Here is a 26117-nt window from a genome sequence, read left to right on the forward strand (position 1 = left end):
GCAATCAATGTGGCTCCGGCCGACCGAGGGAACGCCGGAGGCGCGCAAAGATCCCTCGTTTGCAGACGGTTCGTTTCCCCACTGCAACTTGCATCCCGAACATTCAGCATCGTTGTGGGGGTACCCCCGAGGGGCACGGCTTTTGACTTCGGGCCCCCTTGCGGCAGCGGGGTCGCCTTTTGCTATCCCGCTCTGCGGGACTTTTGGTTTCTTTTCTTTGGCGACGCAAAGAAAAGAAACGTGCTCCCGGTCACCACCGGGTATCGAATGCCTTTAAAACCGTGCCGAAGGCACTAACACCTTTGTGTATTGCAACCCCCGCCCCCGGATTCTCGCCTGCGGCTTCATCCGGGCTACAAAAGCTTGAGGGCTGCAGGGGCGGAGGCAATTCGCCATTCATATCCATGAACCCGCTTCATCACCCCATGCGTAAACCGCACGCAAAAACTGTCTGTCACCAGCAAGAAATTGCTTGATCCATGATAAAATCGCGGATTCTTCTGACCCACCTGGACTTGTCACGATGTTCTCCCGATCCCTGACCATTGCCCAGTACGACCCCGCACTCGCAACCGCCATCGCTGGCGAAGTCGTCCGCCAACACGAACATATCGAGCTGATTGCTTCCGAAAACTACACCAGCCCAGCGGTGATGGAAGCCCAAGGCTCCCAGCTCACCAACAAGTACGCTGAGGGTTATCCCGGCAAGCGTTTCTACGGTGGTTGCGAATATGTGGACGTGGTCGAGCAACTGGCCATTGATCGCGCAAAAGAACTGTTTGGTGCTGAGTACGCCAACGTGCAACCGCACTCCGGTTCGCAAGCCAACCAGGCGGTGTACTTTGCCGTGCTGAAGCCGGGCGATACCGTTATGGGTATGAACCTGGGTCATGGCGGCCATTTGACTCACGGCTCGCCGGCTAACTTGTCGGGCAAACTGTTCAACATCGTGCCTTACGGTCTCAATGAAAAAGAAGAGATCGATTACGACGAAATGGAACGCATCGCCATTGAAGCCAAACCCAAGCTGATCATCGGCGGTGCTTCGGCTTACGCACTGCGTTTTGACTGGGCCCGTATGGCCGAGATCGCCAAGAAGGTTGGCGCGTATTTCATGGTCGACATGGCTCACTACGCCGGTCTGGTGGCTGCGGGTGTTTACCCGAACCCGGTGCCGCACGCTGACTTCGTGACCTCCACCACCCACAAGACCCTGCGTGGTCCGCGTGGTGGTCTGATCCTGGCCAAGGCTGAGTTCGAGAAAGTATTGAATTCCAACGTCTTCCCGACATTGCAAGGCGGCCCGCTAATGCACGTGATCGCCGGCAAGGCCGTGGCGTTCAAAGAAGCACTGCAACCCGACTTCAAGGAATACCAGGCGCAAGTGATAAAGAACGCACAAGCCATGGCGAAGACCCTGGCAGAACGCGGTCTGCGTATCATCTCTGGCCGTACCGAATCGCACGTGTTCCTGGTTGATCTGCGCCCTAAAGGCCTGACCGGAAAGGCGGCGGATGCGTTCTTGGGTAAAGCACACATTACCGTCAACAAGAACGCCATCCCGAACGATCCGGAAAGCCCGTTTGTGACTTCCGGTATCCGTATCGGCAGCCCGGCGATCACCACGCGTGGTTTCAAAGAAGCTGAAGCCATTCAGGTTGCACACTTGATCGCCGACGTGCTGGACAACCCGAACGATGAAGCCAACCTGGCCGCCATCGCAGAAAAGGTGAAAGCCCTGACTGCGCAGTTCCCGGTTTACGGCGCGTAATTACTCGCGATTCGATTCGCTCACAAACTGGTTCTGGCAAGACATCCCGCCGCAGACAGTACGATTTGAGTACGGCCAGGCGGGGTAACACAGCCAGACCGGTTTTGGGGTGAATCAGTGAAACAGGGTGGGGCTAAGCTCCCACCCTGTGCTATTTTTTGCTCTTTGTCTGACCGGTCCGCATGACCGTTCAATTTTCGCCCCAACGGGCCTGATCTTTATCGGAGGCTTCGCGTGAAGTGTCCATTTTGTGGTTCCCCCGATACCCAGGTGGTAGATAGCCGGGTTTCAGACGAAGGCGATCTGGTACGCCGTCGTCGCCGCTGCAGTGTCTGCGACAAACGGTTCACGACCTTTGAAACGGCAGAAGTACGCATGCCGCAAGTGGTTAAGCAGAACGGCCAGCGCGCCGAGTTTGACCGCGAAAAAATCCGCACCAGCTTTCATCGCGCCTTGCACAAACGCCCGGTGCCAACGCATCTGGTCGATGAAGCCATCAGCCGCATCATTCAAAAAGTGCTCACCGTGGGTGAGCGCGAAATCATGTCCCGTCAGATTGGCGAGATGGTGATGAGCGAACTCGCCAAGCTGGACAAAGTCGCGTACATCCGCTTTGCCTCGGTTTATCGCTCGTTCTCTGATCTGGATGATTTCCGCGATGTCATCCGCGAAGTCAGTAAAGACAACAAGGCGCAGCCGCAGTGAGCTGGTCCGCCGCCGATCACCAGTACATGCAGCAAGCATTAACGCTGGCTGCGCGTGGCCGTGATATCACGCCGCCCAACCCAAGCGTGGGTTGTGTACTGGTGCGTGATGGCGTGGTGGTGGGCGAGGGGCACAGTCAGCCGACCGGCCAGGCACATGCCGAAGTTACGGCAATGCGCATGGCGGGTGAACTGGCGCGTGGTGCTACGGCTTATGTCACGCTGGAACCCTGCAGCCACCATGGCCGCACACCGCCGTGCGCCGATGCCTTGATTGCGGCGGGTGTGGTGCGAGCGGTGGTGGCGTTGCGCGACCCGAATCCGCTGGTGGCTGGGCAAGGTCTGGCGCGTTTGCGCGCCGCTGGCGTCGAAGCCAGTCATGGCCTGCTGGCCAAAGAGGCTGCCGAGCATCACCGTGGTTTTCTCAGCCGCATGATTCGGGGTCGACCTTGGTTGCGTTTGAAGATCGCGACGTCGCTGGATGGCCGCACTGCGTTGCAGAATGGCCAATCCCAATGGATTACCGGCCCGGCCGCGCGCGCTGACGTACAAAAATTGCGTGCCCGCTCTAGCGCCATGCTGACCGGTATTGGCACGGTGCTGGCGGACGATGCGCAACTGACCGTGCGGGATTTCGATATTGGCCGCCAGCCACTGCGCGTCGTGGTCGATAGCCTGTTACGCATGCCGCCCAACGCGAAAATGTTGCAAACCCCCGGCGTGTTGATTGCCACGGCTTATGCTGAAGAACGCAAACATGCCGAACTGATCGCCGCTGGGGCCGAGTTGCTGGTGTGCCCGGGCGATGATGGCCGAGTTGATCTGGCTGCCTTGCTGGCCGAACTGGGTCGACATGGTTGCAATGAAGTCACCGCCGAAGCCGGGGCACAATTGAATGGCGCGTTGCTGCGCGCGGCATTGGTCGATGAGATCGTGCTGTATCAAGCACCGGTATTGATCGGCGACCCGGCACGCGGCGCAGCCTGGCTGGATTTACCAGACCTGGCAGACAAGCAAACGCCAGTGGTTCGGGAGCGGCGTATGGTCGGGGATGATTTACGCTGGGACTTGCGATTCACTGATTCGGCTCTATTTGTCACGCAGGAGTAGTGAGATGACCGACAGCCAAACCACCACACCTTTATGCCCGGATTGCGGCAAGCCACTGGAAGTACTGATCGCCTGTGGCGCGCGCGACTATTTCTGCAACAGCTGCAATGAACTCAAGTCCAAAACGCGTGTGCGCGAAGCGAATGCGGCGTTGTTCGATGCTCAAAGCAAGGAAAGCCACTGAATGTTTACCGGTATTGTTCAAGCCATTGGCACGATTGAAAAAATCACTCCGTTTGAAGGCGGTCTGACGCTGACTGTTGCGGCTCCTGAGTTGGGCCTGTCCGACGTCGCTCTGGGCGACAGCATTTCGCACAACGGCGCATGCATGACGGTGATCGAGATTGCCGAAGGTGGCCGTTATCGTATTGATGTATCGAACGAGTCGTTGGGTGTCACCGTGGGTTTGGCCAACGAAGGCGGCAAGGTCAATCTGGAAAAAGCCATGCGCTTGTCCGACCGACTGGGTGGCCATCTGGTGTCCGGCCATGTGGATGGCGTGGGTGACGTGGTCAGCTTTGAGCCAGTGGGTGAAAACCGTGAACTTGTGGTGCGGGCACCAAAAGCGCTGGCCAAATACCTGGCCGCCAAAGGCTCGGTCGTGGTGAACGGCGTGTCGTTGACGACCAACTACGTGAGTGATGTCGAGGGCGGCTGCCAGTTCTCCATCAACCTGATTCCGCACACGCTGTCGGTCACGACGCTCGGCGCGTTGTCGGCGGGAGCCAAAGTCAATCTGGAAATCGATCTGATCGCTCGTTACGTCGAACGCATGATGTCGCTGGAGCAAGCGTAAATGGGCGCCAGCATCTCTCCAATCAAAGACATCATCGCCGACATCCGCCTTGGCAAAATGGTCATTCTGGTTGATGAAGAAGACCGCGAAAACGAAGGCGATCTGGTACTGGCGGCTGATTATGTCACGCCGGAAGCCATCAATTTCATGGCCAAGTATGGCCGCGGCTTGATCTGCCTGACGCTGTCGGCCGAGCGCTGCGAGCAACTGGCGTTGCCGTTGATGGTGAACAACAACGGTTCCAGCCACGGCACCAATTTCACCGTGTCGATTGAGGCAGCTGAAGGCGTCAGCACTGGTATCTCGGCGCATGACCGCGCGCTGACCATCCGTAAAGCGGTGGCGTTTGATGCCAAGCCGGGCGATCTGGTTTCGCCGGGCCACGTGTTCCCGCTGCTGGCCCAACCCGGCGGCGTGCTGGTGCGGGCAGGGCACACCGAGGCAGGTTCTGATCTGGCGATGCTGGGTGGTTTGTCCCCGGCCTCCGTGATCTGCGAAATCATGAACGATGACGGCACCATGGCCCGTTTGCCAGAGTTGCTGGAGTTCGCTGCCGAGCACGACATCAAGATCGGCACCATTGCCGATCTGATCCACTACCGCAGTCAGACCGAAACGCTAATCGAATGCAAAGGTCGCCGCACGGTCGAAACGTTTGCGGGTGATTTTGATCTGGCGGTGTTCCGCGACAAACTCACTGCCACCACGCACCTGGCGTTGATCAAGGGCGAGCCCAAGCCGGATGTAGAAACGCTGGTGCGCGTGCATGAACCCGCATCGCTGATCGACTGGCTGGATTTGTCGCACTCGGCACACTCATGGAATGTACGCGAATCACTGGATGCCATCGCCAAGGCCGATAGCGGCGTAATGATTTTGCTGCACCGGACTGAAGATGGTGACGATCTGCTGGCGCGTGCTTTGCCTGAACTGAAGCTGGAAAGCCCGCGCAAATGGGATTTGCGTACCTATGGTATCGGCGCCCAAATGTTGAAGTCGCTAGGGGTGGGCAAGATGCGTTTGTTGTCCCCTGAGCGCAAGATTCCGAGTATGACCGGCTTTGGTCTCGAAATTACTGGTTTCGAGCTGCCGCGTTGCGAAGAAAAATAACTTAATCAAGGATTTATCAAAATGTCGATCAGTCAATCGATTCCCTTTATCGGGCCTAACCTGAATGGTGAAGGTCTGCGCATCGCCCTGGTGATGGCACGTTTCAACACGCCGGTTTGCGAAGGCCTGCGTGACGCGTGTTTGTCCGAACTGAAAGCGCTGGGTGTGCGTGAACAAGACCTGCTGCTGACCACCGTACCGGGCGCGCTGGAAGCGCCGCTGGTGCTGCAAACGCTGGCCAAATCCGGCCGTTACGATGCGCTGGTGGCGCTGGGTGCGGTGATTCGTGGCGAGACTTACCACTTTGAACTGGTGTCCAACGAATCTGGCGCGGGCGTGACTCGCGTGGGTCTGGATGCGGGTATCCCGATTGCCAATGCCATTTTGACTACCGAAACCGATGAACAAGCCGAAGTCCGCGTCGACGAAAAGGGCCGTGATGCGGCTCGCGTTGCGGTCGAGATGGCCAACCTGCAAAAGGCACTGAAAGCATGAGCGAAGTCAACCAACCGGGCGCGGATGCGCCGAAAAAGCCGGCCAAATCGGCCCGCCGCCGCGCCCGCGAATTTGCCATGCAAGGCTTGTATCAGTGGCAACTGACTCGCGAATCCGTGTCCGCTATCGAGCGCTTTCTGAAAGAAAGTAGCCCGTACTTTGCCAAGGCCGACGAAACACTGTTCCGGACTATTCTGGCTGGTGCCATCGGTGGTAATCCATCGCTGACTGAAGCGCTCAAGCCACATGTGGACCGCGACTTTGAAGAAGTCAGCCCGGTCGAACGCGCCATTTTGTATGTCGGTGCGCAAGAGATCATCAACATGCCGGAAACCCCGTATCCGGTAATCATCAACGAAGCCATCGAGCTGGCCAAGACGTTTGGTGGCACCGACGGTCACAAGTTCGTGAACGGTGTGCTCGACAAGCTGGCCGCCCAGGTGCGCCCGGTCGAAGTAGAAGCCATTCGTGCCAAGCGCCAGCGTTAAGTTTGCCGGTACGCAGTGAACGAATTCGATCTCATCTCCCGCTATTTTCACAAAGCTTCGCAACCGGCCGTCGCTGATCTGGGCATCGGCGACGATGCTGCATTGCTGACGCCTCGTGAGGGGTTTCAGCAGGCCATTTCAGTGGACATGCTGGTGTCCGGGCGGCATTTCTTTGCGGATGTCGATCCGGCGCGGCTGGGCTACAAATCGCTCGCAGTGAATCTGTCGGACATGGCGGCAATGGGCGCCACGCCGCGCTGGTTTACTCTGGCGTTGGCTTTGCCGCAGGCTGATCCGCAATGGCTGGATGCCTTCAGCAGTGGCATGTTCGAGTTGGCGCAGGAGCATGGCGTGGAGCTGGTCGGCGGTGACACCACCCGTGGCCCGCTCACCATCAGCATCCAGATCGCGGGCGAGCTGGAGCAGGGCACCGCGCTGACTCGCTGTGCCGCGCTCGCTGGGGATGACGTCTGGGTGTCGGGCGCATTGGGTGCGGCGGCCGCCGCGGTTGCCGTGCGCGTACAAGGGCTGGCGTTACCCGCTGCGGCGCTACAAGCATGCCAGGACCGGCTGGAAATGCCGATGCCGCGAGTCGAACTGGGCCGGGCACTGCGTGGAATTGCCGGCGCGTGTCTGGATATCTCGGACGGACTGGCAGGCGATCTCAAACATATCTGCGAGCGCTCGGGCTTAAGCGCCGACCTTGTGGCGAGTCAGGTACCGGTGCATCCAGCGCTGGCTCAGCTTGATGCTGAAACCCGTTTGCATCTGGCGCTTACCGGCGGCGACGATTACGAATTATGTTTCTGCGCCCCGGTAACGCAACGTGCAGCACTGGCCGCGCTGGCCGCTGAACTGGCTTTGCCATTGACTCGTGTTGGATCAATGCTGGCGGCCCGATCCGGTGCGCTGGTGCGGGTGTTGAACGATCAAGGCCAGGAAATGGCGCTCAATAGCGGCGGGTTTGACCACTTCAGCGCTGCGGCCTGAACGGCGCGGCGACTTGTCGCGTCGCGCGGCTGCTTTCAATTGAATTGATGTCTTCAGATTTCACAGCGGAAAAGACGAGCCACTATGGCAAAAACAGGTTTGGTACCCCCTGACGTACGTTTTCTGATGAGCCATCCGGCGCATTTCATTGCTCTGGGCTTTGGCAGCGGCGTTGCTCCAAAGGCGCCGGGTACCTTTGGCTCGCTGGCGGCGATCCCGCTGTTTGCATTGATGGTCTGGCTGTGGCCGCCCATTGTCATTTTGAGTCTGACTGGCGTGGTTTTTCTGATCGGCTGGTGGGCTGCCGACAAAACCGGCCATGATCTGGGCGTGCACGATCACGGCGCGATTGTGATCGATGAAATTGTGGCGATGTGGCTGGTATTGTTGGCAGTGCCGGTGAACCTGTTCTGGTGGCTGGCCGCATTCGCGTTATTCCGGCTGTTCGATATCTGGAAACCGTGGCCCATCCGCTGGTTTGACGCCAAGGTACCCGGCGGCCTCGGCGTTATGCTGGATGATTTACTGGCCGCGCTTTACGCGGTGATTGTGTTGGTGCTGGGCGTTTATCTTAAATCGGTTGTCTGATCGTCATTCAATAGCTGGCCAGATATAGCGGGTGGAGCATCCGGCCAGCCCGCATAGAGCGAGCCGGATCGGCTTGTGCATTGGCGGCCAGCCAAAGGCTCAAGGCCGCAATCTTGCAAATGCGGCCGAAAAAAAAACCGGGGCATGACGCCTCTCCGGCAGGGAGATAGTTGTCAGCGTTCTATTGCACCGGGTTTATAGTAAGGCGTCGTTTCATATGCAATCACGGTTTGGTAACAAGGCCGATTGGTCAGGCTTGGCAGCGGCACGGGTTTGTTGGCTTTCAAATAAATAGTGCCGTTGTCATTTGGCGCATGACTTGCTGGTTGCGGGAATTTCTCGTTAAATGAAAAGCAGCACTGGCATAATTCAAAAAATTAATTTCTGATGCTTTCTTTTTCTGAAAGCTCTATGATTTGCCCGCGATCATCCAGGCTAATTGGCGGAGAGAATTGTTGGCGAGCGCTATCACGTTTTACCCACCGCGCGGCAATCGGGTTGGTGGCTTTATTATTGCGGTAGCCATAAACGGTTTGGGAATATGGCTATTGCTGCTTACGCCAAGGCACGCGGTACGCCCGCCAGACAATTTTCCTGGCACCGAGGTGCAAATCCTGCCGCCCGATGCTCCACCATTAAAGACTCTGCCTTTACCGGCCAAGCCGGCCGTTGCCATTTCATCGCATAAGCCTGTTCATTCACCGACTGTTGTGCCGCCAGTTCATACGCCACGCGATAGATCAGCAGCGCATACGCAAGAGCGCGCCATTACCCCGGACCAACCCGCAGCCAATGCCTCGGCCAAACCCGCGCTGGATATGGAATCGCTAAGAGGCTCGATTAAAGCCGATATGCGCCACAGCGCGGCGAGTGAGCCGCAAAAACTGGATTTATCTTTAACGCCCGTTGCGCCATCTTCCGCTATGGCCAGGGAAATGAAGAAAGCGGTGCGCCAATCCTGTGGCTCTGCCCACGCCAATGCGCTTTTGCTGGCACCGCTGCTTATTCTTAAAGATACGCTGACAGATTCCGGCTGTACTTTGCAGCCTTGATCATTGATCCAGCAGAAAGTGCAATCTGCATTGCGCATTCAATCAGAGATGACCAGTACTTGGGCAAGGATTGATATTGGCTAATGCTTATTGCATTGGCTCAAACCGTGCGTTTATTGGCTGTTTATGAAAGCCAGTATTTCCTCCCCAGACCTCGTAGGGCGCACCGCAACACCGTTTGCCGCCCGGATCGTTATCGACATGCCCGCACGGCCAGTGCAACAGCTATGTTGGAACAATTCCGGAGCCCGCACTCACGTCGTAACAGGAGAATCGCCATGCCCGCCGTCAACTTGCCTTTGTCTGGGGCTGTCACCCAAACGATCAACCCATGGACTGCATATTTCTCGTTGATGGGCAGCCAGTTCGGCCTGATCAATGTGAACCTGGGCACGTCTTCCAACCCGGCGATTGAACAAGAAGTGCTGCAGGACGTAGCCAGTTACGGCAAGCAGTTAGGCCGCATGGGCGATGTGCTGGCGGTGCTGGTCAGGCATCTGGACCTGACCAGTCTCACCGAAGATGAACACAAAGCGGTCGCAGCGTTCAAGCGCATGCAGGAAGACATTGCGGATATCAAAGAGCGACATCGTTCGCGGTTGGTGATCCGGCCGTAAGGCAAAGCCGGGATAACGCGCCCGCAAATCAACTGAACAAACTGGCAAAGGCCGGGAATAAGCTAGCTGCTTTTGCCATCCAGGGCCGGACACGCTGGGCTGGTTTGTTTTTTGCACTCGGCATCGGCTGTGCTGATTGCGGCAGTGTCAATCTGACCAGTAAAGGGTGCTAACAACTTAGCCGCGGTCGGGTTGCTGCTAATGCCGTAATCCAGGTACAACATTAGTCTGGCTAGTTTGCAGGATTAAGACATTTCACCGCTGTTGCGCGCCTGATCACAAGGCCTGTTGCCACATCGGTTTGCCACGCAAAAGAGCTTCGCCCCGGGTGAGATATCAGGGCCGCTTTTCGCCGTCGGAGAGTAATTAACTAACGCTGATGCTGGTTACGCCGCCGTCCCCAAAACACACCAACTGCCGCCCAGCCGCTAGCGGATGGGGAACGATTGTGGCGTTGATCTGATACACCGCCTCCAGATTTGTCGCAGTGAGCACCTGCGCGGGCGAGCCCAGTGCGGTGACGTGGCCGTCGGCCAGCAATAACAGGCGATCACACCACTGCGCCGCCAGGTTCACGTCATGCAAAATCACCTGCACCGCCAGACCTTCGGCGCGCGCCAGCGTGGTGACCGCTTCCAGCAACAACAATTGGTGGCGCGGATCAAGGCTGGCGGTGGGTTCGTCCAGCATCAACAAGCGATATTCACCCGACTGGCGCGCGGCCAGCGCCTGAGTTAGCACGCGAGCAAATTGCACTCGTTGCTGTTCGCCACCAGATAGCGCGGTATAGCGGCGCGCAATGAACGCACTGGCATCGGCTAGTGCCAGCGTGCGTTCCAGCAGCGCATCCAGCTCGCGCGGAGAGACCTCGGGAAACGGATAGGCGCCGGTGCCCACCACGGCACGCACGCCCAATTCAAACGCCAGCGATGGCGATTGCGGCAATACGGCGCGACAGCGTGCCTGGTCGGCGGCGCTGATTTGCGCCAGAGGCTGACCGTGTAGCGTCAGACTGCCGGAAACAGGGGGCAATTCGCCAGCCAGAGTCGCTAGCAAGGTGGATTTACCCGCACCGTTGGCACCGAGCACACCCAGTACTTCGCCCGGCTCCAGCCGCAGTGATACGTCTTTCAATACGGCCTGGCCGTGGCGGCCACAGCTGAGATTTTCGGCAATCAACATCAACGCATTTTCCGGGTCAGCATCCACAAAAAGAACGGCCCGCCGACCAGACTGGTGACAATGCCAATCGGCAATTCAGCCGGGACGACGGCAATCCGCGCCAGCCAGTCCGCCAGCGACAAAGCGATCGCTCCGGCCACCAGTGTGTTGGGCAGCAACCAGCGGTGATCTGCTCCCAGCGACAAGCGCACCAGATGCGGCACCACCAGTCCGACAAAGCCGATCACGCCGGTCGCAGCAACCAGTGGGCCGACGATTAGCGCGACCAGCACAATCAATCTACGGCGCAGAGATTTGAGCGCAAAGCCCAGATGCTGCGCCTCACGTTCACCTAGCAGCAAGGCGTTCAAAGCGCGCCATTCGCGTAGCAACAGCAGCGACAAACCGAGTGTCCACGGTGCCAGAAACGCCAGTTGTGACCAGGTAGCACCGGCCAGACTGCCCATATTCCAGAAGGTCAGACTGCGCAGTTGGGCATCGTCGGCCATGTAGGTGAACAGCCCGATCATGCTGCCGCAGATGACGTTGATTGCCACTCCTGCCAGCAACAAACTACCCATGCCGCGCTGGCGGCTGCCCAACTGATAACACACAGCGGTGGAGAGCAAACTGCCGATAAACGCGGCCGGTGCCAGCCAGAACATGCCCGGCGCACCCAGTACAATGGCTGCCACCGCGCCCAGCGCGCCGCCGGACGAGATGCCGATCAAGCCCGGTTCTGCCAGTGGATTGCGAAACAGCGCCTGCATGGCGGTACCAGTGATGGTGAGCCCGGCACCAGCTACCACGGCCAGCAAGACGCGCGGCAGGCGCACTTGCATCAGCACATTGCGCCAGAGGACTTCGTCATCGGTCAATACATCGCCAAACAGCACATGTGGCATGGCGCTGAACGGGATACGCACCGCACCATTGGCTGACGACACCAGCACCAGCACTACCAATACGGCGGTGAGCGTGGCAAACACCGCGAGTGAACGATGCAGCGAGGGCAAGCGAGCCGGGGTGTTGGCCACGGCAGAAGCAGAATTCATGAACTTGGCCTTGAAGAGACGAGCTAGCGGCTGGCTGTGACGGGCGCGGTCAGACCGGTTTTTAATGTGGCCAGACCCTCAGCCAGGCGCGGGCCGAATCCCAGCAGCAACAAATCATCAATCACCACCACGCGGCGCGCTTTGGCGGCGGGCGTACCGGCAATGCCTGGTAAAGCAAGGAAGGCATCCAGGCCACCGGAAGTATTGAGTGACATGGTGGTAGTGACGATGGCTTGTGGCGCCAGCACGATGGCGGCTTCGGCGGAAAGCGGCTTGTAGCCTTTTTGACTGGCGAGCACATTACGGGCGCCCGCCAGTTTGAGCATGGCATCGGCCGTGGTATCGGTGCCTGCGCCTTCCAGCTTGCCGGTGCGGTTCATCACCAGCAGCGTGCGGATGCCAGAAGGTTTGATATCCAGTTGTGCAATTTGCTGGCGGATTTGCGCCACCATTTTGCCGCCATCGTCCCGCAAGCCCAGCGCGGCAGAAACGCCCTGAACGCGTTGTTCCAGTGCTTCTAGCGTGGGTGCGCTGGGTAGCACAATCACTCGCTTGCCCAGACTGCGCAGCTGGCTGATGGCTTGGGGTGGGCCAGCCTGGTCGGTGGCCAGGATCAGATCCGGATTCAGTGCAGCAACGCCCTCGACCGAAAAGGCGCGGTAATAGCCCACTTGCGGCAACTTGGTCGCCGCCGCCGGATACAGGCTGGAGGCATCCACGCCGACAAGACGATCCCCGGCGTTGAGTGCGTAGATAATCTCGGTCAGTGGTCCGCCCAAACTCACCACGCGTTGCGGCGCTGACGCCGCTTGCGCGACCAAGGTGGTCAGGCTGAGGAGGAGGGCACAGCACAGTTTTTTCATTGGTTTTTATTACCTTCAAAATAAGGGTGCGTAGGCGATTGCACATGTTCGCAGGCAGTTGCCTCGTAGCCCGGATGGAGCGCAAGCGGGAATCCGGGGGAGTAACGCGTCAACCAACGATGCCGCTGGAAATAGGCGCATTGCTCCCGGATTGTCACTCCCCCGCTGCAACCGACATCTGTGGTATCCGCTGGCGTTGTGGGGGTACCCCTGGTGGCATGTTCCATCCGGGCTACATATTGCGGTCGGTTACGCCGCCAGCGGCTCGCTGCACAAATCCACCAGCAACTCACGCCATTGCGACAGCTCTGGCTTACCCGGTTTGCGTTCGCCAAAGAACTGCACAATCAACTCGCCGCTAGCGTTGTAGATTTCCAGCGAGGTCACCCAGCCATCGCGCGTTGGCTTGTTGACCACCCACGCCGAATCAATGGCTTCGGTGAGCAAATGCAGATTGAATTTAGGGTCCAGCACGTTAAACCAAGGGCCGGTGCGCACCAGCTCGTGTACCGGGCCGGAGTGGATTTGCACGATGCCCCGGTTCCCCACAAAACACATGATCGACAAGCCGCTATCCGCCGCTCGTTGCAGCATGACTTCTACCGCGTCTTTCTCAACCGGCTGGGCCAGATCGCGCCCGGCAGCGTGTAATGCGCCAAGGCGAGAGAGCTTGAACTTGCGCAGCATCGGGAAGAATGCATGCGTGTCGTCCAGTGCCAGCCAGGCCGAACGCACGGCGACGGGGTCATCAGCGCGTGCGGCTTCCTGAGTGGCGGCAATGCTTTCAAATTGCGGAATCTGTTTGTCCAGTTGGCCAAATGCACTAATCAGTGTTTCCCAAGCGGCGGCATCGGTGGCTTCGGTGCGGAACACTTTGTGGATCGCCACGCCTTCGGCATCAAAGAACTGAATGCTCTGGCGGCTGTTTTCGGCCACCGCATAAGCGTGCTTCCAGAAATTGAAGAACAAACGCAGATCGATATCCGGCCCCAATACCATGCCGACCGGGCCATCGGCGTGGATATCTTCGTAGCGGCCATGACGCTCGTGTACGCACCAGTCATTGCGCGACAAAGCCATCACTTCGCCCAATGTGCCGAGCTGACGGAAGATGTCCTGTGCTTTGCCGGCAAGCTCAATCGATTGCACCCCACAGTCGGCGGCGACCAGTGCGGCTTCGCTGCTGTTCAGGCGTGTGGCACGGTCGCGGATACGCAGTTTGGGTTCTGCCGCCAGCAATTCTGAGTGGCGGGTTTGCAGATCTGCCGCAAAGTCGGCGAAGGAGGAGAAATTGGCTGCAGTCATCGTGTCCTGCCTTGTCGTTAAAAGATGAAAAAGCCACCCAACTGCGCCAGCCTGAAAGGCCTGCGAAGCTGGGTGGGAAAGGGCTGTTGCCCCGATTGCTGTGCTTCATGGTGTGCTGGCTCGAACCGGGTCAGGCCAGCAAAACGGTGTGCTGCTTGCAACGCCTAGAACAAATAGTTGGCCGAAACCCGGAAGCTGCGACCTGGTTGGCTGTAGCGATCAATGGCTGCATTATTGGCTTGCAACATGCCGCCAGGGCCGCCGGCACTGGTTTGCCGGTCCTGGCTGTTCCAGTATTTGTGGTCCAGCAAGTTGAATACGCCAGCAGACAAACGCAGGTCTTTCAGTGGTGAATACCAGCCGGTGAAGTCCACCACGCCGTAGCCCGGTGGCTGGAACAAGGTGTCGGTGGATACATGGCGTTTGGCGCTGGCTGCCGTAAATACGCCATCCAGACCCCATTGTTCGCGGGCATAACCGACGCCGATCACGGTTTTGAGCGGCGCTACGGAATCAAGCCAGGTGTTATCGGTTTCGTTGGTGCCCACGGCGTAGGCCAGCGAGGCATTGCTGTGCCAGTTCGGCAAGAACTGCCAGTGGCCGGTGACTTCGGTACCGTAAATGCGGGCTTTACCGATGTTGATGTTCTGGAACACGCCTGCCGGGTAGCCAGGAACCCAACCGGCGTCGCCTTGTTGCAGCGTCACTTGTTCGATGAAGTTCTTGTAGCGGTTGTCGTAAACCGTCGCTGAGCCACCCAGCTTGTCGGTGCCAAAGCGCGCGCCAAATTCCACGCCTTCGCTGGTTTCCGGTTTCAGGTTCGGGTTGGCGACCAGCGTGTAACCGATGCCGCCATTGGTGAACTGGCCGTTCACTTCAACTACGCTCGGCGCGCGAAAGCCTTGGGCGTACTGGCCAAACAGCGTGACCTGTTCGGTGGCTTTGTACGTGGCCAGCAACTTGGGGGATAGCTTGGAATCGCTTTGATCCTTGGGCGCAATACCCGCGCCAGCAGCAATCTGCGCAGCCAGTACGGAGTCGATTTCCGGGTCTTGCCGATAGCTGTCATAACGCAGGCCTGGCGTCAGAGAAAAACGGCCGCCATCAAAGCCGATTTCATCCTGCGTAAACAAACCCCATTGCGTGATATTGGTGACGGGCACCGTGCGTACGTTGATGGTCGAAGAGGCCGGTTTACCTGCCGCAAATTCTTCGGTGCGGCTTTGCCACCATTCGCCGCCCACCACCCACTGCTGGGTAATGGCGCCATCAATATTCTTCACGACCTGGCCGTTGGCGCCTTTCATGGATTGGGTGTATTGCCCGTCGCGCTGGTAGTCGGCGGCGGTGGTGCGCACCTGGTAGCGGCGCTGGTCGCTATCCAGGTTTTGCCAGTAAACCCGTGCGGTGGCGGAGTCGATCCACTGGCCAGCGGTTGGTGCGGTGTAGTCGTAATCCAGCGAAACGCGCTTGCGGGTTTGCTCATCCACCGCCCGGCTGGATTTAATGGAGCTGGAGATGTCACTCAGCATATTGGTGTCAGTGGTGGTGCTGCGGTACTCACCGGTCAGACCCAGCTTGTGGCCGCCATCAAAGTAATGCTGCAACTTGCCCAGCACATTCCTGCTGTCGGTATCTTGTGGATCAGGCTCGGTGCGATTGGCGCCGTTGCCGCCGCGCGTTCCCATATTGTCCAGTTCGTGGCCTTTGCGACCGCCGCCTTGCATCAACCAGAAGGTGCCAGGCGCGGCCTCTCCGGCCAGACTGGCGCGAGCGCCGTAGCTGCTGTCGGCGCTGTCGTAATCGGCATCAATGCGGCCACCGAACTGCTTGCCACCCTTGAGCAAATCGGATGGATCCAGCGTGCGCAAGCCGACAATCCCGCCCAAAGCGGACGAGCCATATAGCGTGGAACCCGGCCCACGCACGATATCAATCGCCGCCAGCGAACCAAAGTCCACCATGTCCTGGCCAATGAAGGTATCGCGGCCAGAGAAGCTGAAGGTGTCCGGCAAACGAATGCCATCCACCATCATCAGAATGCGGTTGCCTTCCAGCCCGCGGATATTCACATTGGTGCCGCCGTAACGTGGCTGACGGGTAATGGTGACGCCTGGCTCGGCGCGATCGCCCAGATCGGTGAAGTCACGGATGAAGTTGTCATCCAGGGTGTCGCGGTCAGTGGAGGTTACCGACGGTGGCAGTTCATCAATGGTTTTTTCAGTGCGGGTGGCGGTGACAACGACGGGCGACAAACTGGTGTCGCCGTGGGTGCTGGTCTGTGCTTTAGCGAGTTGCACATTTTGCGCCGGAGTACCGGCATCAGCGGGTTGTCTATTTTGTGCCGTGACGGCGTCAGCGGGTTGTCTATTTTGTGCCGCGACGATGTCAGCGGCAAAGGCGGAATGCAGAGCGCAGGCCATCAGGCTCAGCGCAAGCGTTTGCTTGGTGCGGGTCATGCCGGTTCCTTGAGCGGGAGGGCGAGGTCGCACGCAGGCAATCCGGCTAATGCGGATGTGTGTACTTGCGGCTGACAAAGCCCTGCGCGGCTGGCTGCCCGGCGGCCACTTTCAATCTTTTTTCAAAGATGAAAAGTGTGCGGCGCGGAACCGGCTGGCATGCGCGGTTATTTTGATTTTTTTAGGTGTTGCGTCCTGCGGCGGGTGCGCAGCTTCTTATTGTTTGTATCTTATTGCAATCTCATTGAAAAACAGTCGCTTGCAAGCCATGTAGCACGGTTTGATAACGCCCCGGTCGACATCTTTTGCACACGGTGTTGCTCTCAGAGATTGGCCTTACTTGGTCAGGATCAGCTTGCCTTGGCGGGTTTCACGCAAGGTGTAACGCACGCCGTTATGCTCGATCACCACCGCTTGCCCGGTCTGCAGCAACTTGCGGCTATCGACCACCGGCGGTTGTGCGACGGCGGTGGGCATTGAGGGTGAAAGCGGGCGTTGGCGTCTGTCCATGCCGATAAATATAAACGAGAATTATTATCATTAGCAATGGGTGTAAATCAAAATGGCGGCACTTTGTTTGTGCTAAGCGCGGACTGATTGACTCAGGCAAGGACGTGGATTGAGCATTCATGCGGGTTACATGGCTCAAGATAACGCCTGAAGACACCTACAAAGAAAACAGAAATGAGGGGCGGAATACCGGTGGGCAAGGGCGGGCAGATGAACTCTGATCGCCTGAAAAGCGGAGGTATCGCCACCCCGGACTCTGCATCGCTTCAGCAGGCTACAAGCCACGCAAGCGTCTAAGTCTGGTTCACGTGATAAATCTTCACTAACAAGGAGGGCTTTTCTAATTCGAAGCCATTCTGACTTTTGAACCCAAGCCCCAAATCACCGCCCAAAAGACCCAGTCTCAATCGCTGAAAACCCAACCCCATGCCCTTTGCCAATGCGAATCTGCACCGGTATCCGTTCTTTCAGCGCCTCCACGTGGCTGATTACGCCAATCATCTTGCCAGTGGCATTCAGACTGTCCAGCGCATCCAGGGCGATATCCAGCGTTTCGCCGTCCAGCGTGCCGAAGCCTTCGTCCAGAAACAGCGAATCAATCGAGGTCTTGTGGCTGACCAGATCGGATAAGGCTAAGGCCAGCGCCAGGCTGACCAGAAAACTCTCGCCGCCGGAGAGTGTGCGGGTGTCGCGGGTGACGTCGCCTTGCCAGGTATCGACAATTTCCATTTCCAGCTCGCCGCTGCGTTTGCGCAGCAGCTGATAGCGGCCATGCAAGCGCTCCAGTTGGCGATTGGCCAGATGCACCAGATGATCCAGCGTCAGACCTTGTGCAAAGCGGCGATATTTGGCGCCATCGGCCGAACCGATCAAACCGTTCAGATGCTGCCAGACATCGTAATCGCCCTGCAGCGCGATGATTTCGGCAAACAACGTTTGCTGGCTGTGGCGACGGGTTTCGTCACCTTGTAACTGGGCGCGGATTTCGCCTTGGCGCTGGGTCAGCGTTTTGATCTCGACTTGCAGGGTTTGCCACTGTGTTTCCAGTTGCGTGGCGTCCAGCGCAGTGAGCGGTGTGGCTTGTAACTGTGCGAGAGTTTGAGCTGCTGCGTTATGCAGTGCGGTGGTCTCGGTCAGGATTTTCTCCAGGCTTTGTTTGAGCGTTTGCAATTGGGTTTGCTGCGCATCGTCCAGCAAGGCGGCTTGCCATGCGGCTTCATCAGCAAACGGGCTTTGCGTCAGTGTTTGTTGCCATTCCTGGCTGGCGTGTTCCAGCTGGCTGGTTTGACTGGAGATTTGTTCAGCGAGTGTTTGCACTTTGCCATCCAGTGCGCTGGCCGTTTGCTGGGTGATATCCAGCTGACTGGCCAGATTGGCCAGTGCTGCACCCGGGTTATCAGCGCGCTCAATCGCGGCGGGTTCTGGCAACGCCAAGGCGGCCCAACGTTGCTGCCAGGTTTGCGCCTGTTCTTGCGCGTGCTGAGTGGCAGATTGCTGCGTCAGACTGGCGCGATCCAGTTGTTGCGAAGTGGCTTGCAGTTGTTGCCAGTGCAGCCATTCTTGCTCGCGCTGTTGCATCCAGTCGGCAATGACCGTGGGCAGCGGATAACCCAATTCGCTGATTTGCTGGTTAAGGCTGGCTTGCGCCGCTTGCTGTTGAATCTGGCGTGTTTGCAGCTGTTCAACCAACGCCTGCAATTGGGTTTCGCCGTTTTGCTGGCGTTGCTGCAGCGCGGTCAGTTGATCGGTGAGCGTCTGCGCCGCACTGGCAATGCGCTCGCGGCTTTGGCGGATTTGCCCGAGTTGGGCGTTGCTGGCATCCAGCTGCGTCAGTTGCTGCTGCGCGGCGTCGCGTTGCTGACCGATCAAGGCCAATTGTTGGGTTACTGCGCTGGCATCGGTCAAATCCTGGCCAATTTGCTGTGCCAGTTGTTGCCATTGCTGATCGAGCTGTTCTTGTTCTGTGCCCAACACTTGCAGACGCAGTAGCCACTGTTCGATCTGCGCACCGAGCGTGGCGAGTTCATCATTCAGCTTGTTGCCTTGATCGCGCACTTGTTCGAGTTCGGCCCGTTTTTCTTCCAGCGCGCGGCGCGTGTCAGAGACGTCCAGCACCTGGTAATGCGCCACTGCCGGATGCTCATGCGCTCCGCACAGCGGGCAGGCTTCACCAGGCTGCAACTGCTGACGCAATCCGGCCAGATCCTGAATGCGTTGCTCTTGCTCCAGCAATTTTTGCTTGTCGACGACTTGCTGATTGATATCCTTGAACCGCCCCCGCAAGGCATCGCGCTGGCCGGTTTTGTCGGCGACCAGTAATTGCTGGCGGGCGATATCGCTGTTGAGTTGGCGGGTTTCGTCGACCAGTTTCTGGCGGCTTTGCGCCACTTGCGCCAGTTGCGTCAGCGCGCCGTGCCGCGCATGCAATTGCTGCCAATCCTGGCGTAACCGGGCTTCGGTTTTTCCGCCCAGTAGATTGCTGATCTGGGCCTGGTATTCGGTTTCAGTCGCTTGTATCGCCGCGAGTTGGCTTTGTTCAGCGGCCAGTTGCGTCGCCAACGTCGCCTGATCTGCCTTGAATGCGGTCAGTGCGTTTTGATACTGCTGTTGCTTCGCCAGCAAGCTCGCGATTTCATTGTCAGCTTGCTGGCGTGCGGCCAGTTGTTCACGCCAGACTGCCAGCCGTTCTCCCAATTGCGCTTGCTGCGGGCGCGCGCTCAGTTCGGCGTTCACTTGCTGTTGCTGCTGGCCAAGGCGGGCTTGTTCAGCCAAGGCAGCTGCGGCAATCTGCGCGGATAACTGCGTGGCCTGCCATATATATTGGTGAATCTGCGCCGTGATTTGCTGCTGGTGGGTTTGGGTTTCGACCAGTGTCCGTTGCGATGCGGCAAGCGTGTGCCCGGCATTTTGGCAGGCCAGATACATGGGGCGCAGGCGCGACGCCGGTTCGCTCGCCGCCAGCCGGGCCAGTTGCGGACGCGCTTCCAACAGCGCTTCTTCAGCCTGTTGCTGGGCAAAGTGCGCGCGCGTTTGCTGTTGGGTGGCCGTGGTCAGGCTGTCGCGCCATTGCCTTTGAGTTTGCAGTTCAGTCTGGCGGGCGGCGAGGGCGGGTTCCTGGATCGCTAACGCGGCGGCTTCTTCCGTCAGTTCTACGCGTTTTTCATCGCTGAATAACTCCACGCCTTCTGCGCGCGCTTTGAGCTGGTCGAGCGCCGTTTTGGCGTCGCGGGTTTGTTCGAACACACGCTGGGAAATCCGGCCATAGATTTCGGTGCCAGTGAGTTGTTCCAGCAACGCCGCGCGCTCATTGGCGCTGGCTTCCAGAAACGCGGCAAAACTGCCCTGAGCCAGCAACATGGATTTGGTAAAGCGGCTGAAATCCAGTCCGGTGAGCGTTTCGGTCAGCTTGAGTTTGTCGTTGATCTTGTTGGTCAGGATCAGGCCATTGGCATCGGCGAGTTCCACCACCGGCGCCTGCAGCGCGCCGTCAATCTTGTCGCGCGAGCGCCGCTGGCTCCAGAACGCCCGATAACGCTGGCCTTTTACTTCGAACTCCACCTCAGCCAGACATTCCGCCGTGTGGCGCGTCATTACCTCGTTGGTTTTGGCGGAGATGGTGTCCATGCGCGGCGTCTGGTGATACAGCGCCAGACAGATGGCATCCAGCAGCGTGGTCTTGCCCGCACCGGTTGGTCCGGTAATGGCAAACAAACCGTTGTCGCGAAACGGTTCGGCGGTGAAATCGATAGTCCATTCGCCCTTAAGCGAATTGAGATTCTTCAAACGCAGCGTGAGGATTTTCATGGTTGATCCTCCTGCAAGGCGCTAACGATCTGGCGATAGCGCTGCTGTAACTGCGTTTGCAGTAGTTCTTCCAGCATTTCTGCGGCCAGCCGCTGGCCAAAGACTTCATCCGGGCTCAGTTCATCCAGGGTTTCGCTGGCGCTGCCTTGCAGGTGCGCGGCGGCGTTAGCGCGCTCGCGGCGAATGCGCAATATCTCTACCGGCAAACCGACAATGATTTGTTCGATACGGCTTTGCAGATCGCTCAAGTAATCATCGGCGGTAATGACCACTTCAACCCATGCCGGGGTATCGGCAGTGCCACCCACGGCCGCTTTGGCCAAAGCGCTGGTCAAATCGGCCAATGTGCCGCGTGCTGTGGCCATTGCCTGAAAGCAGGGCACGGGCAGTGGTGTCACGCTTTGCAATCCGTTGGCGTTCAGATCAACCAGCAGTACTTCTTTGGTTTGAGTGGCTTCATCAAAACTTAGCGGAATCGGCGAGCCGCTATAACGGATGTGTTCCAGACCCCCCACTTTTTGCGGACGATGAATATGCCCTAGGGCAATGTAATCGGCGGGCGGGAAGGCATTGGTGGGGAAGGCTTCTAGCGCACCGACGTAAATCTCCCGCACCGATTCGCTGGCGCTGGCGCCCACGGTGGTGAGGTGGCCGGTTGCGATGATCGGCAACTGTCCGCCCAATTCATCACGCTTTGCCACTGCTGCGGCGTAACAAGCCTGGTAATGCTGATGGATGGCTTCTTGCAGACTCAGTTGTTTGTCTTGCGCGCTTTGCCCGGCCACGCTGTGCATGACATCGCGTGGGCGAATGAACGGAATCGCACAGAGCACCGCACCCGGCTGGCCGTCACGTTGCGACAGCACCAACACCTGGTCAGCGGCGTCTTCACTCACTGCCGGGATAACCCGCGTACCCAAACGCGCCAGCAAGGCTTTGCTCTCGCCCAACGTCGCCACCGAATCATGATTACCGCCCAGGACGACCAGTATGGCGCCAGTGTCATGCATGGCCACGATAAAGCTGCTGTACAACTCGCGGGCGTAGCTGGGTGGTGCGCCGGTGTCGAATACGTCCCCGGCAATGATCACCACATCCACACTCTGTAGCGTGATTTGTTCGATCAGCCAGCTCATGAATTGCTGGTGCTCAGCCTGGCGGGTTTTACCCATGAAATGCTGGCCGAGATGCCAGTCGGAGGTATGCAGAATCCGCATCGATTGCTTTTGTGCTGGTTGGGGAAGAGGGCGTGGCTGAGTGGTTGGGCGCTGCAGCTTTGACCAGCGTTGATTCTACGTGAGCCGCGCAGGTTGAGGCGGTCGCCGATGTGCCTTTGAATGACAAACCGCCCGAATAACAAATATCCGGGCGGTTTTGCGGGCTGGCGAGAATTACTTGTACTTGATCGCCACGCCAATCAGTTTGCGGCCGGTAATGGTATCCACATTGCGCCCCCACCACGGGCCGGATACATACACGCCGGTGGGCACAACCCGATCCAGCACGATTACCACTGCATCAGCGCCGAGCTTGGCGCTTTCTGAACGTACTTTGGCTTCGATATCCGCGATAGGTGGCGATGGCTCGACCGAGGCATCCACGCTGATTTCGCCCAGCCGGTCAAATGGGTGCGTCGGTTCGGCCCGCAAGATTTCTACCTTGGCCGGATCGCTCGGGGCCGGGTGCGGCGCGCCAACGTATTGGGTGCTGGTCGCGCTAACCGTGGCGCACCCAGCCAGCATTAGCGCATACCCGGCCAGTGCTGCGGCAAAGGCAGCGGCGCGCCATTTGGATCGGGGTTTGCTGGTGCCAGCGGGCAAATTAAAAGATTCAAACCAATTATTTTGGGCCATAGCCGTGTCCTCATGGGTGAGCGAAGTGACAGGTGACTCATCGTTTCGGGTGTGAAAGATGGTCTGGTCTGCGGTCTGGTTTTGATGATTCGGATTCAGCAATAGCATCGCAATAGCCTGCTCAATATCGGCCGGTGCTGCTCCAGCGTAGCAGCGCCAGAACGGGTTTGCTGCCTGCCGTGTTATTTGCCCTGCGCGGTCAGGTTAGATGGCAAGAAAGATTCGCTCTGTTAACAAAACGGCCAGGCCAGGCCTTTTATTCCGGCGCTTGGGCGCATTACGTATCCTCGGTACAACATTTTCAGCTCTGGTAATTCGTGTTTACACAGTTTTGCAACAAACCCGGACGCGCTACGGCAGAATCCTCAACTGTTTTTTTGAGCTGCGCTGTCCGCAACCCAGCAGGACAGCTTGTCCGCATCAAGACCCTTACCCAGAGTCCTGTACATGAAACGCATCGCACTTGCTGTTGCCCTCGCTTTTACGTCTCTGTCTTTTGTTACCCCCGCCTTCGCTGCTTCTGCCGCTACAACCCAAAGCAACCCTTCAGCCAACCCACCTGCAGTGTGGGATCTGACTTCGCTGTATCCCTCCGACGCCGCATGGGAAACCGAGCGCCAGGCACTACTGGCCGATTTGCCAAAAATGAAGGCACTACAAGGCACGCTGGGTACCAGTTCGGCCAGTTTGCTCAAGGGTTTGCAGACCATGTCCGATATCCGCCGCCGCGCCAATCGGCTGGAGGTTTATTCCGGCCTGAAAGCCGATGCCAATACCAAGGACGACACCAACCAGGCGCGCAACCAGTTGGCTTATTCGCTTGATAGCCAGGTTGATCAGGCAACGGCGTTTATCAGCCCGGAAATTGCGGCGATTGGGGCGGAAAAGATCGACACCTGGATCAAACAAGAGCCGGGTCTACAGAAGTTCAGCTACATGCTGCATACCGCGCTGCGCTTGTCTGCCCACACGCTCAGCGCAGGTGAAGAAAACCTGCTGGCCGCCGCTAATGACCCACTGGAACAAGCGGGCTCCATCTACAACCTGCTGACCAATGCCGAGCTGCCGTGGCCCAAGATCACCGTGCGCGGCAAAGTCTATACGCTGGATCAGGAAACCTACGTCTCCCTGCGTAGCGACCGCGATCCAAAAGTGCGTCAGCAAGTATTCAAGGCCTTCTGGCCGGTATTCAAGGCGTACGAGCGCACTATCGGGGCGATCTACGTGGCCCATCTGCGTGGCAACGTATTCAAAGCCCGTGCGCGAAAATATGACAGCTCACTGGACATGGCGTTGTCGGGCGGCAATACGCCTGATGCCGTGTACACCACGCTGGTGGCCCAAGCCAATGCCGGGTTGCCCACTCTGCATCGCTACTTCAAACTGCGCAGCAAGTTGCTGGGCCTGAAGCAAGCGGGCTATCAAGACATTTATGTACCTCTGGCCAATCCGCCACGTCAGTATTCTCTAGCCGAAGCTGAAGCGCTGACGCTGGATGCGGTGCAACCGTTAGGCGACGACTACGTGAAAACACTGGGTGGCAACTTCCAGAAAGGCTGGATGCACTCGCTGCAACAGCAAGGCAAGCATTCAGGCGCGTATATGAATGGCGCCGCATATGACGTGCATCCGTTTGTGTTGATGACTTTTGATGGTGGCTACGAGAGTGTGTCTACTCTGGCGCACGAATGGGGTCACGCCATGCACACCGTGCTGGCTAACGGCGCGCAGCCATTTGAAACCGCCGACTACCCGATCTTTGTCGCCGAAATCCCGTCCACCACCAACGAAATGCTGCTGGCCGATTACGTTGCCAGCCACGCCAAAACCAGGGCAGAAAAAGTATTCGCGTTGAGTCAGGAACTGGAATTACTGCGCGGTACCTTCTTCCGCCAGGCCATGTTCGCCGAGTTTGAACTCAAAGCGCATGACGCCATCGAGCACGACCAGTCTTTGACCGGCGCCGACCTGAGCAAGATGTATCTGGAACTGCTCAAGCGCTATCACGGCGACGCGCAAGGCGTGGTGCACATTGACGACTTGTACGGCGTGGAGTGGGCGTACATCCCGCACTTCTACTCAGACTTCTACGTCTACCAATACGCCACCTCAATCAGCGCCGCCGCGTACTTTGCGGAAGGCATCGAGAAGGGCGACACCGCCTTGCGTGAGCGTTACTTCAACATGCTCAAAGCCGGTGGCTCGGATGATGCGTACCAGGTGGTCAAGCGTGCCGGGCTGGATATGGCAACACCGGCGCCATATCAAGCCATTGTGCGGCGTATGGATAAGGTGATGGATGAGCTGGAAGCGGTGATGGCACAGAAGTAAGCCAGCCCAACTTTTGCAGCAAATGAAGAGCGCGTGGTGCCGGGTTTTAATACCTGGTGCCACGCGCTCTTTTGTTTTCTGGTGTTGTATCTGCGCGGCTTGAATTACAGCCTGGGCCACTGTGTTCGCAAACCTACACTCTTGCGGGAGGTAGCAGGGCAATCTTTCTGGTTGACTTGAATTTATATATATTCTTTCACGAATCTTTTATAAATCGGAACGCCAGGATGATTGCAATCGACTCGTTGCCTCTTCGTTTATCTTTTGCTGATGGCCGTAGCTGGCTTGCGCAGGGCTGGCGCTTGTTTCGCAAGAAACCTTGGCAATGGCTGGGACTATCGATTGCGTTTGAGGTGTTGATGCTGCTGTCGCAACACATCCCCTGGGTCATTGCGGGATATCTACTGCCCGCAACAAGCGCGTTGTCTGGTTGCGTGTTTTATTGTTTTTTCCGTCAGGTCGACCTGGATGGTCAGTTTTCCTGGTCCAAGGCCAGCCAGACGCTCAAAGAGAATGGGCAGAGAATTTTCACTCTGCTATGTCTTCAGGTGGTGTTGTACATGATGGGGAATTTGTTCATTGCCTGGTCTTCCAGCCTGCCACTATCGCTGGCCTTTGACCCGAAACAATTGCAGCTTGCCGCCGCGCTGCACGGCCTGAGGTTTTGGCCAGTTGCGATACTGGCTCTGCTTGGCCTGCTTACGGCATTTTGCACACCCGAAGTGGTACTGCGCGGGCAACCAGTCTTGGCCGCATACCGCAACAGCATTCAGGCCGGTTTGCGTAACGTACCCGCTTTTCTCGGGGTATTAATTAGTTACGCATTATGGGGTTTACTGATTTTTGTGGTCCTGATCGCCGTGTTTGTCGTCGCGGCAATTGCCATGCACCAGACGGGCCCGAGCGCGATGCAGGGAACCGGGGCGCAGTTGCTGATGGCTGCAGGCCTGATTGTTTTCATGTCGCCCCTGGTTGTGCTGGTCATGATGGGCATGTACGTGGCCTGGCGCGATATCTTTGGTCAGTCAGCTGGAATGCCATCCAGCCGGATTTGA

The 26117-nt window shown here is 58.0% G+C and carries 23 protein-coding genes; 14 read left to right on the forward strand and 9 right to left on the reverse strand.

Annotated features, from left to right (window positions below; all coding sequences use genetic code 11):
- Positions 1–523 precede the first annotated feature (523 nt).
- The 12 genes from glyA to P4L78_RS13125 all read left to right on the forward strand — a co-directional run bounded on the left by glyA (position 524) and on the right by P4L78_RS13125 (position 9721).
- Complete coding sequence (gene glyA / locus P4L78_RS13070; protein ID WP_309328462.1) at positions 524–1771, forward strand: serine hydroxymethyltransferase; 1248 nt, start codon at positions 524–526, stop codon at positions 1769–1771.
- A gap of 234 nt (positions 1772–2005) precedes the next feature.
- The gene (gene nrdR, locus P4L78_RS13075) at positions 2006–2476 is read left to right on the forward strand and encodes a transcriptional regulator NrdR (protein WP_283149931.1); all 471 of its coding nucleotides are present in this window, start codon (positions 2006–2008) and stop codon (positions 2474–2476) included.
- A complete protein-coding gene (ribD, locus tag P4L78_RS13080) occupies positions 2473–3585 on the forward strand; it encodes a bifunctional diaminohydroxyphosphoribosylaminopyrimidine deaminase/5-amino-6-(5-phosphoribosylamino)uracil reductase RibD (protein WP_283149930.1) in 1113 nt (370 codons plus the stop codon). Before nrdR ends, ribD begins: the two co-directional genes overlap by 4 nt.
- A gap of 4 nt (positions 3586–3589) precedes the next feature.
- Complete coding sequence (locus P4L78_RS13085; protein ID WP_283149929.1) at positions 3590–3769, forward strand: zinc-ribbon domain-containing protein; 180 nt, start codon at positions 3590–3592, stop codon at positions 3767–3769.
- Complete coding sequence (locus P4L78_RS13090) at positions 3770–4381, forward strand: riboflavin synthase (RefSeq protein WP_283149928.1); 612 nt, start codon at positions 3770–3772, stop codon at positions 4379–4381.
- Positions 4382–5491: a bifunctional 3,4-dihydroxy-2-butanone-4-phosphate synthase/GTP cyclohydrolase II gene (ribBA, locus tag P4L78_RS13095; protein ID WP_283149927.1), complete on the forward strand. Its 1110-nt coding sequence runs from the start codon at positions 4382–4384 to the stop codon at positions 5489–5491.
- 21 nt (positions 5492–5512) lie between these two features.
- Positions 5513–5986 carry a 6,7-dimethyl-8-ribityllumazine synthase gene (ribH, locus tag P4L78_RS13100; protein ID WP_283149926.1) on the forward strand — a complete coding sequence of 158 codons (474 nt, stop codon included), beginning with the start codon at positions 5513–5515 and terminating at the stop codon, positions 5984–5986.
- The gene (nusB, locus tag P4L78_RS13105; protein WP_283149925.1) at positions 5983–6474 is read left to right on the forward strand and encodes a transcription antitermination factor NusB; all 492 of its coding nucleotides are present in this window, start codon (positions 5983–5985) and stop codon (positions 6472–6474) included. The genes ribH and nusB overlap by 4 nt, the downstream gene beginning before the upstream one ends.
- 15 nt (positions 6475–6489) lie before the next feature.
- Entirely contained in the window at positions 6490–7464 is a 975-nt protein-coding gene (thiL, locus tag P4L78_RS13110; protein ID WP_309328463.1) for a thiamine-phosphate kinase, read from the forward strand.
- An 84-nt stretch (positions 7465–7548) separates the two neighbouring features.
- Positions 7549–8052 carry a phosphatidylglycerophosphatase A gene (locus tag P4L78_RS13115; protein ID WP_309328464.1) on the forward strand — a complete coding sequence of 168 codons (504 nt, stop codon included), beginning with the start codon at positions 7549–7551 and terminating at the stop codon, positions 8050–8052.
- Between the two features lie 455 nt (positions 8053–8507).
- Entirely contained in the window at positions 8508–9104 is a 597-nt protein-coding gene (locus P4L78_RS13120; RefSeq protein ID WP_309328465.1) for a hypothetical protein, read from the forward strand.
- A 278-nt stretch (positions 9105–9382) separates the two neighbouring features.
- A complete protein-coding gene (locus P4L78_RS13125) occupies positions 9383–9721 on the forward strand; it encodes a hypothetical protein (RefSeq protein WP_309328466.1) in 339 nt (112 codons plus the stop codon).
- A 366-nt stretch (positions 9722–10087) separates the two neighbouring features.
- On the opposite strand, the gene P4L78_RS13130 is transcribed toward P4L78_RS13125, so the two are convergent.
- From P4L78_RS13130 to P4L78_RS13170, 9 genes are all read right to left on the reverse strand, one after another.
- Positions 10088–10903, reverse strand: coding sequence for a heme ABC transporter ATP-binding protein (locus P4L78_RS13130; protein WP_309328467.1), 816 nt, complete (start codon positions 10901–10903; stop codon positions 10088–10090).
- The gene (locus tag P4L78_RS13135; protein WP_283149917.1) at positions 10903–11937 is read right to left on the reverse strand and encodes an iron ABC transporter permease; all 1035 of its coding nucleotides are present in this window, start codon (positions 11935–11937) and stop codon (positions 10903–10905) included. The genes P4L78_RS13130 and P4L78_RS13135 overlap by 1 nt, the downstream gene beginning before the upstream one ends.
- 23 nt (positions 11938–11960) lie before the next feature.
- Positions 11961–12800 (reverse strand): hemin ABC transporter substrate-binding protein, encoded by an 840-nt coding sequence (locus P4L78_RS13140; RefSeq protein ID WP_283149916.1) that lies wholly within the window; start codon positions 12798–12800, stop codon positions 11961–11963.
- 249 nt (positions 12801–13049) lie between these two features.
- The gene (locus tag P4L78_RS13145; RefSeq protein ID WP_309328468.1) at positions 13050–14105 is read right to left on the reverse strand and encodes a ChuX/HutX family heme-like substrate-binding protein; all 1056 of its coding nucleotides are present in this window, start codon (positions 14103–14105) and stop codon (positions 13050–13052) included.
- Between the two features lie 164 nt (positions 14106–14269).
- A complete protein-coding gene (locus tag P4L78_RS13150) occupies positions 14270–16564 on the reverse strand; it encodes a TonB-dependent hemoglobin/transferrin/lactoferrin family receptor (RefSeq protein WP_309328469.1) in 2295 nt (764 codons plus the stop codon).
- A gap of 336 nt (positions 16565–16900) precedes the next feature.
- Positions 16901–17041 (reverse strand): hemin uptake protein HemP, encoded by a 141-nt coding sequence (hemP, locus tag P4L78_RS13155; protein WP_283149913.1) that lies wholly within the window; start codon positions 17039–17041, stop codon positions 16901–16903.
- Between the two features lie 414 nt (positions 17042–17455).
- On the reverse strand, positions 17456–20878 hold the full coding sequence (locus P4L78_RS13160) for an AAA family ATPase (protein WP_309328470.1): 3423 nt from the start codon (positions 20876–20878) through the stop codon (positions 17456–17458).
- Positions 20875–22095, reverse strand: a complete 1221-nt coding sequence (gene sbcD / locus P4L78_RS13165; RefSeq protein ID WP_309328471.1) for an exonuclease subunit SbcD — start codon at positions 22093–22095, stop codon at positions 20875–20877. The genes P4L78_RS13160 and sbcD overlap by 4 nt, the downstream gene beginning before the upstream one ends.
- A gap of 174 nt (positions 22096–22269) precedes the next feature.
- Positions 22270–22731, reverse strand: coding sequence for a hypothetical protein (locus tag P4L78_RS13170; protein WP_309328472.1), 462 nt, complete (start codon positions 22729–22731; stop codon positions 22270–22272).
- A gap of 447 nt (positions 22732–23178) precedes the next feature.
- On the opposite strand from P4L78_RS13170, the gene pepF reads away from it, so the two are divergent.
- A complete protein-coding gene (gene pepF / locus P4L78_RS13175) occupies positions 23179–25062 on the forward strand; it encodes an oligoendopeptidase F (RefSeq protein WP_309328473.1) in 1884 nt (627 codons plus the stop codon).
- A 56-nt stretch (positions 25063–25118) separates the two neighbouring features.
- Positions 25119–26117 (forward strand): hypothetical protein, encoded by a 999-nt coding sequence (locus P4L78_RS13180; protein WP_309328474.1) that lies wholly within the window; start codon positions 25119–25121, stop codon positions 26115–26117.

The sequence above is a fragment of the Silvimonas sp. genome, assembly GCF_031291215.1.
GTDB lineage: Bacteria > Pseudomonadota > Gammaproteobacteria > Burkholderiales > Chitinibacteraceae > Silvimonas > Silvimonas soli.

Bases quoted from the DNA above. Each gene is read 5' to 3' on its own strand.
- ribH (WP_283149926.1), top strand. From the start codon at position 5,513: ATGTCGATCAGTCAATCGATTCCCTTTATCGGGCCTAACCTGAATGGT.
- P4L78_RS13145 (WP_309328468.1), bottom strand. From the start codon at position 14,105: ATGACTGCAGCCAATTTCTCCTCCTTCGCCGACTTTGCGGCAGATCTG.
- hemP (WP_283149913.1), bottom strand. From the start codon at position 17,041: ATGCCCACCGCCGTCGCACAACCGCCGGTGGTCGATAGCCGCAAGTTG.
- P4L78_RS13135 (WP_283149917.1), bottom strand. From the start codon at position 11,937: ATGAATTCTGCTTCTGCCGTGGCCAACACCCCGGCTCGCTTGCCCTCG.
- P4L78_RS13125 (WP_309328466.1), top strand. From the start codon at position 9,383: ATGCCCGCCGTCAACTTGCCTTTGTCTGGGGCTGTCACCCAAACGATC.
- P4L78_RS13170 (WP_309328472.1), bottom strand. From the start codon at position 22,731: ATGGCCCAAAATAATTGGTTTGAATCTTTTAATTTGCCCGCTGGCACC.
- glyA (WP_309328462.1), top strand. From the start codon at position 524: ATGTTCTCCCGATCCCTGACCATTGCCCAGTACGACCCCGCACTCGCA.
- P4L78_RS13160 (WP_309328470.1), bottom strand. From the start codon at position 20,878: ATGAAAATCCTCACGCTGCGTTTGAAGAATCTCAATTCGCTTAAGGGC.
- P4L78_RS13085 (WP_283149929.1), top strand. From the start codon at position 3,590: ATGACCGACAGCCAAACCACCACACCTTTATGCCCGGATTGCGGCAAG.
- ribBA (WP_283149927.1), top strand. From the start codon at position 4,382: ATGGGCGCCAGCATCTCTCCAATCAAAGACATCATCGCCGACATCCGC.
- P4L78_RS13090 (WP_283149928.1), top strand. From the start codon at position 3,770: ATGTTTACCGGTATTGTTCAAGCCATTGGCACGATTGAAAAAATCACT.
- P4L78_RS13150 (WP_309328469.1), bottom strand. From the start codon at position 16,564: ATGACCCGCACCAAGCAAACGCTTGCGCTGAGCCTGATGGCCTGCGCT.
- sbcD (WP_309328471.1), bottom strand. From the start codon at position 22,095: ATGCGGATTCTGCATACCTCCGACTGGCATCTCGGCCAGCATTTCATG.
- P4L78_RS13140 (WP_283149916.1), bottom strand. From the start codon at position 12,800: ATGAAAAAACTGTGCTGTGCCCTCCTCCTCAGCCTGACCACCTTGGTC.
- pepF (WP_309328473.1), top strand. From the start codon at position 23,179: ATGAAACGCATCGCACTTGCTGTTGCCCTCGCTTTTACGTCTCTGTCT.
- P4L78_RS13130 (WP_309328467.1), bottom strand. From the start codon at position 10,903: ATGTTGATTGCCGAAAATCTCAGCTGTGGCCGCCACGGCCAGGCCGTA.
- P4L78_RS13115 (WP_309328464.1), top strand. From the start codon at position 7,549: ATGGCAAAAACAGGTTTGGTACCCCCTGACGTACGTTTTCTGATGAGC.
- nusB (WP_283149925.1), top strand. From the start codon at position 5,983: ATGAGCGAAGTCAACCAACCGGGCGCGGATGCGCCGAAAAAGCCGGCC.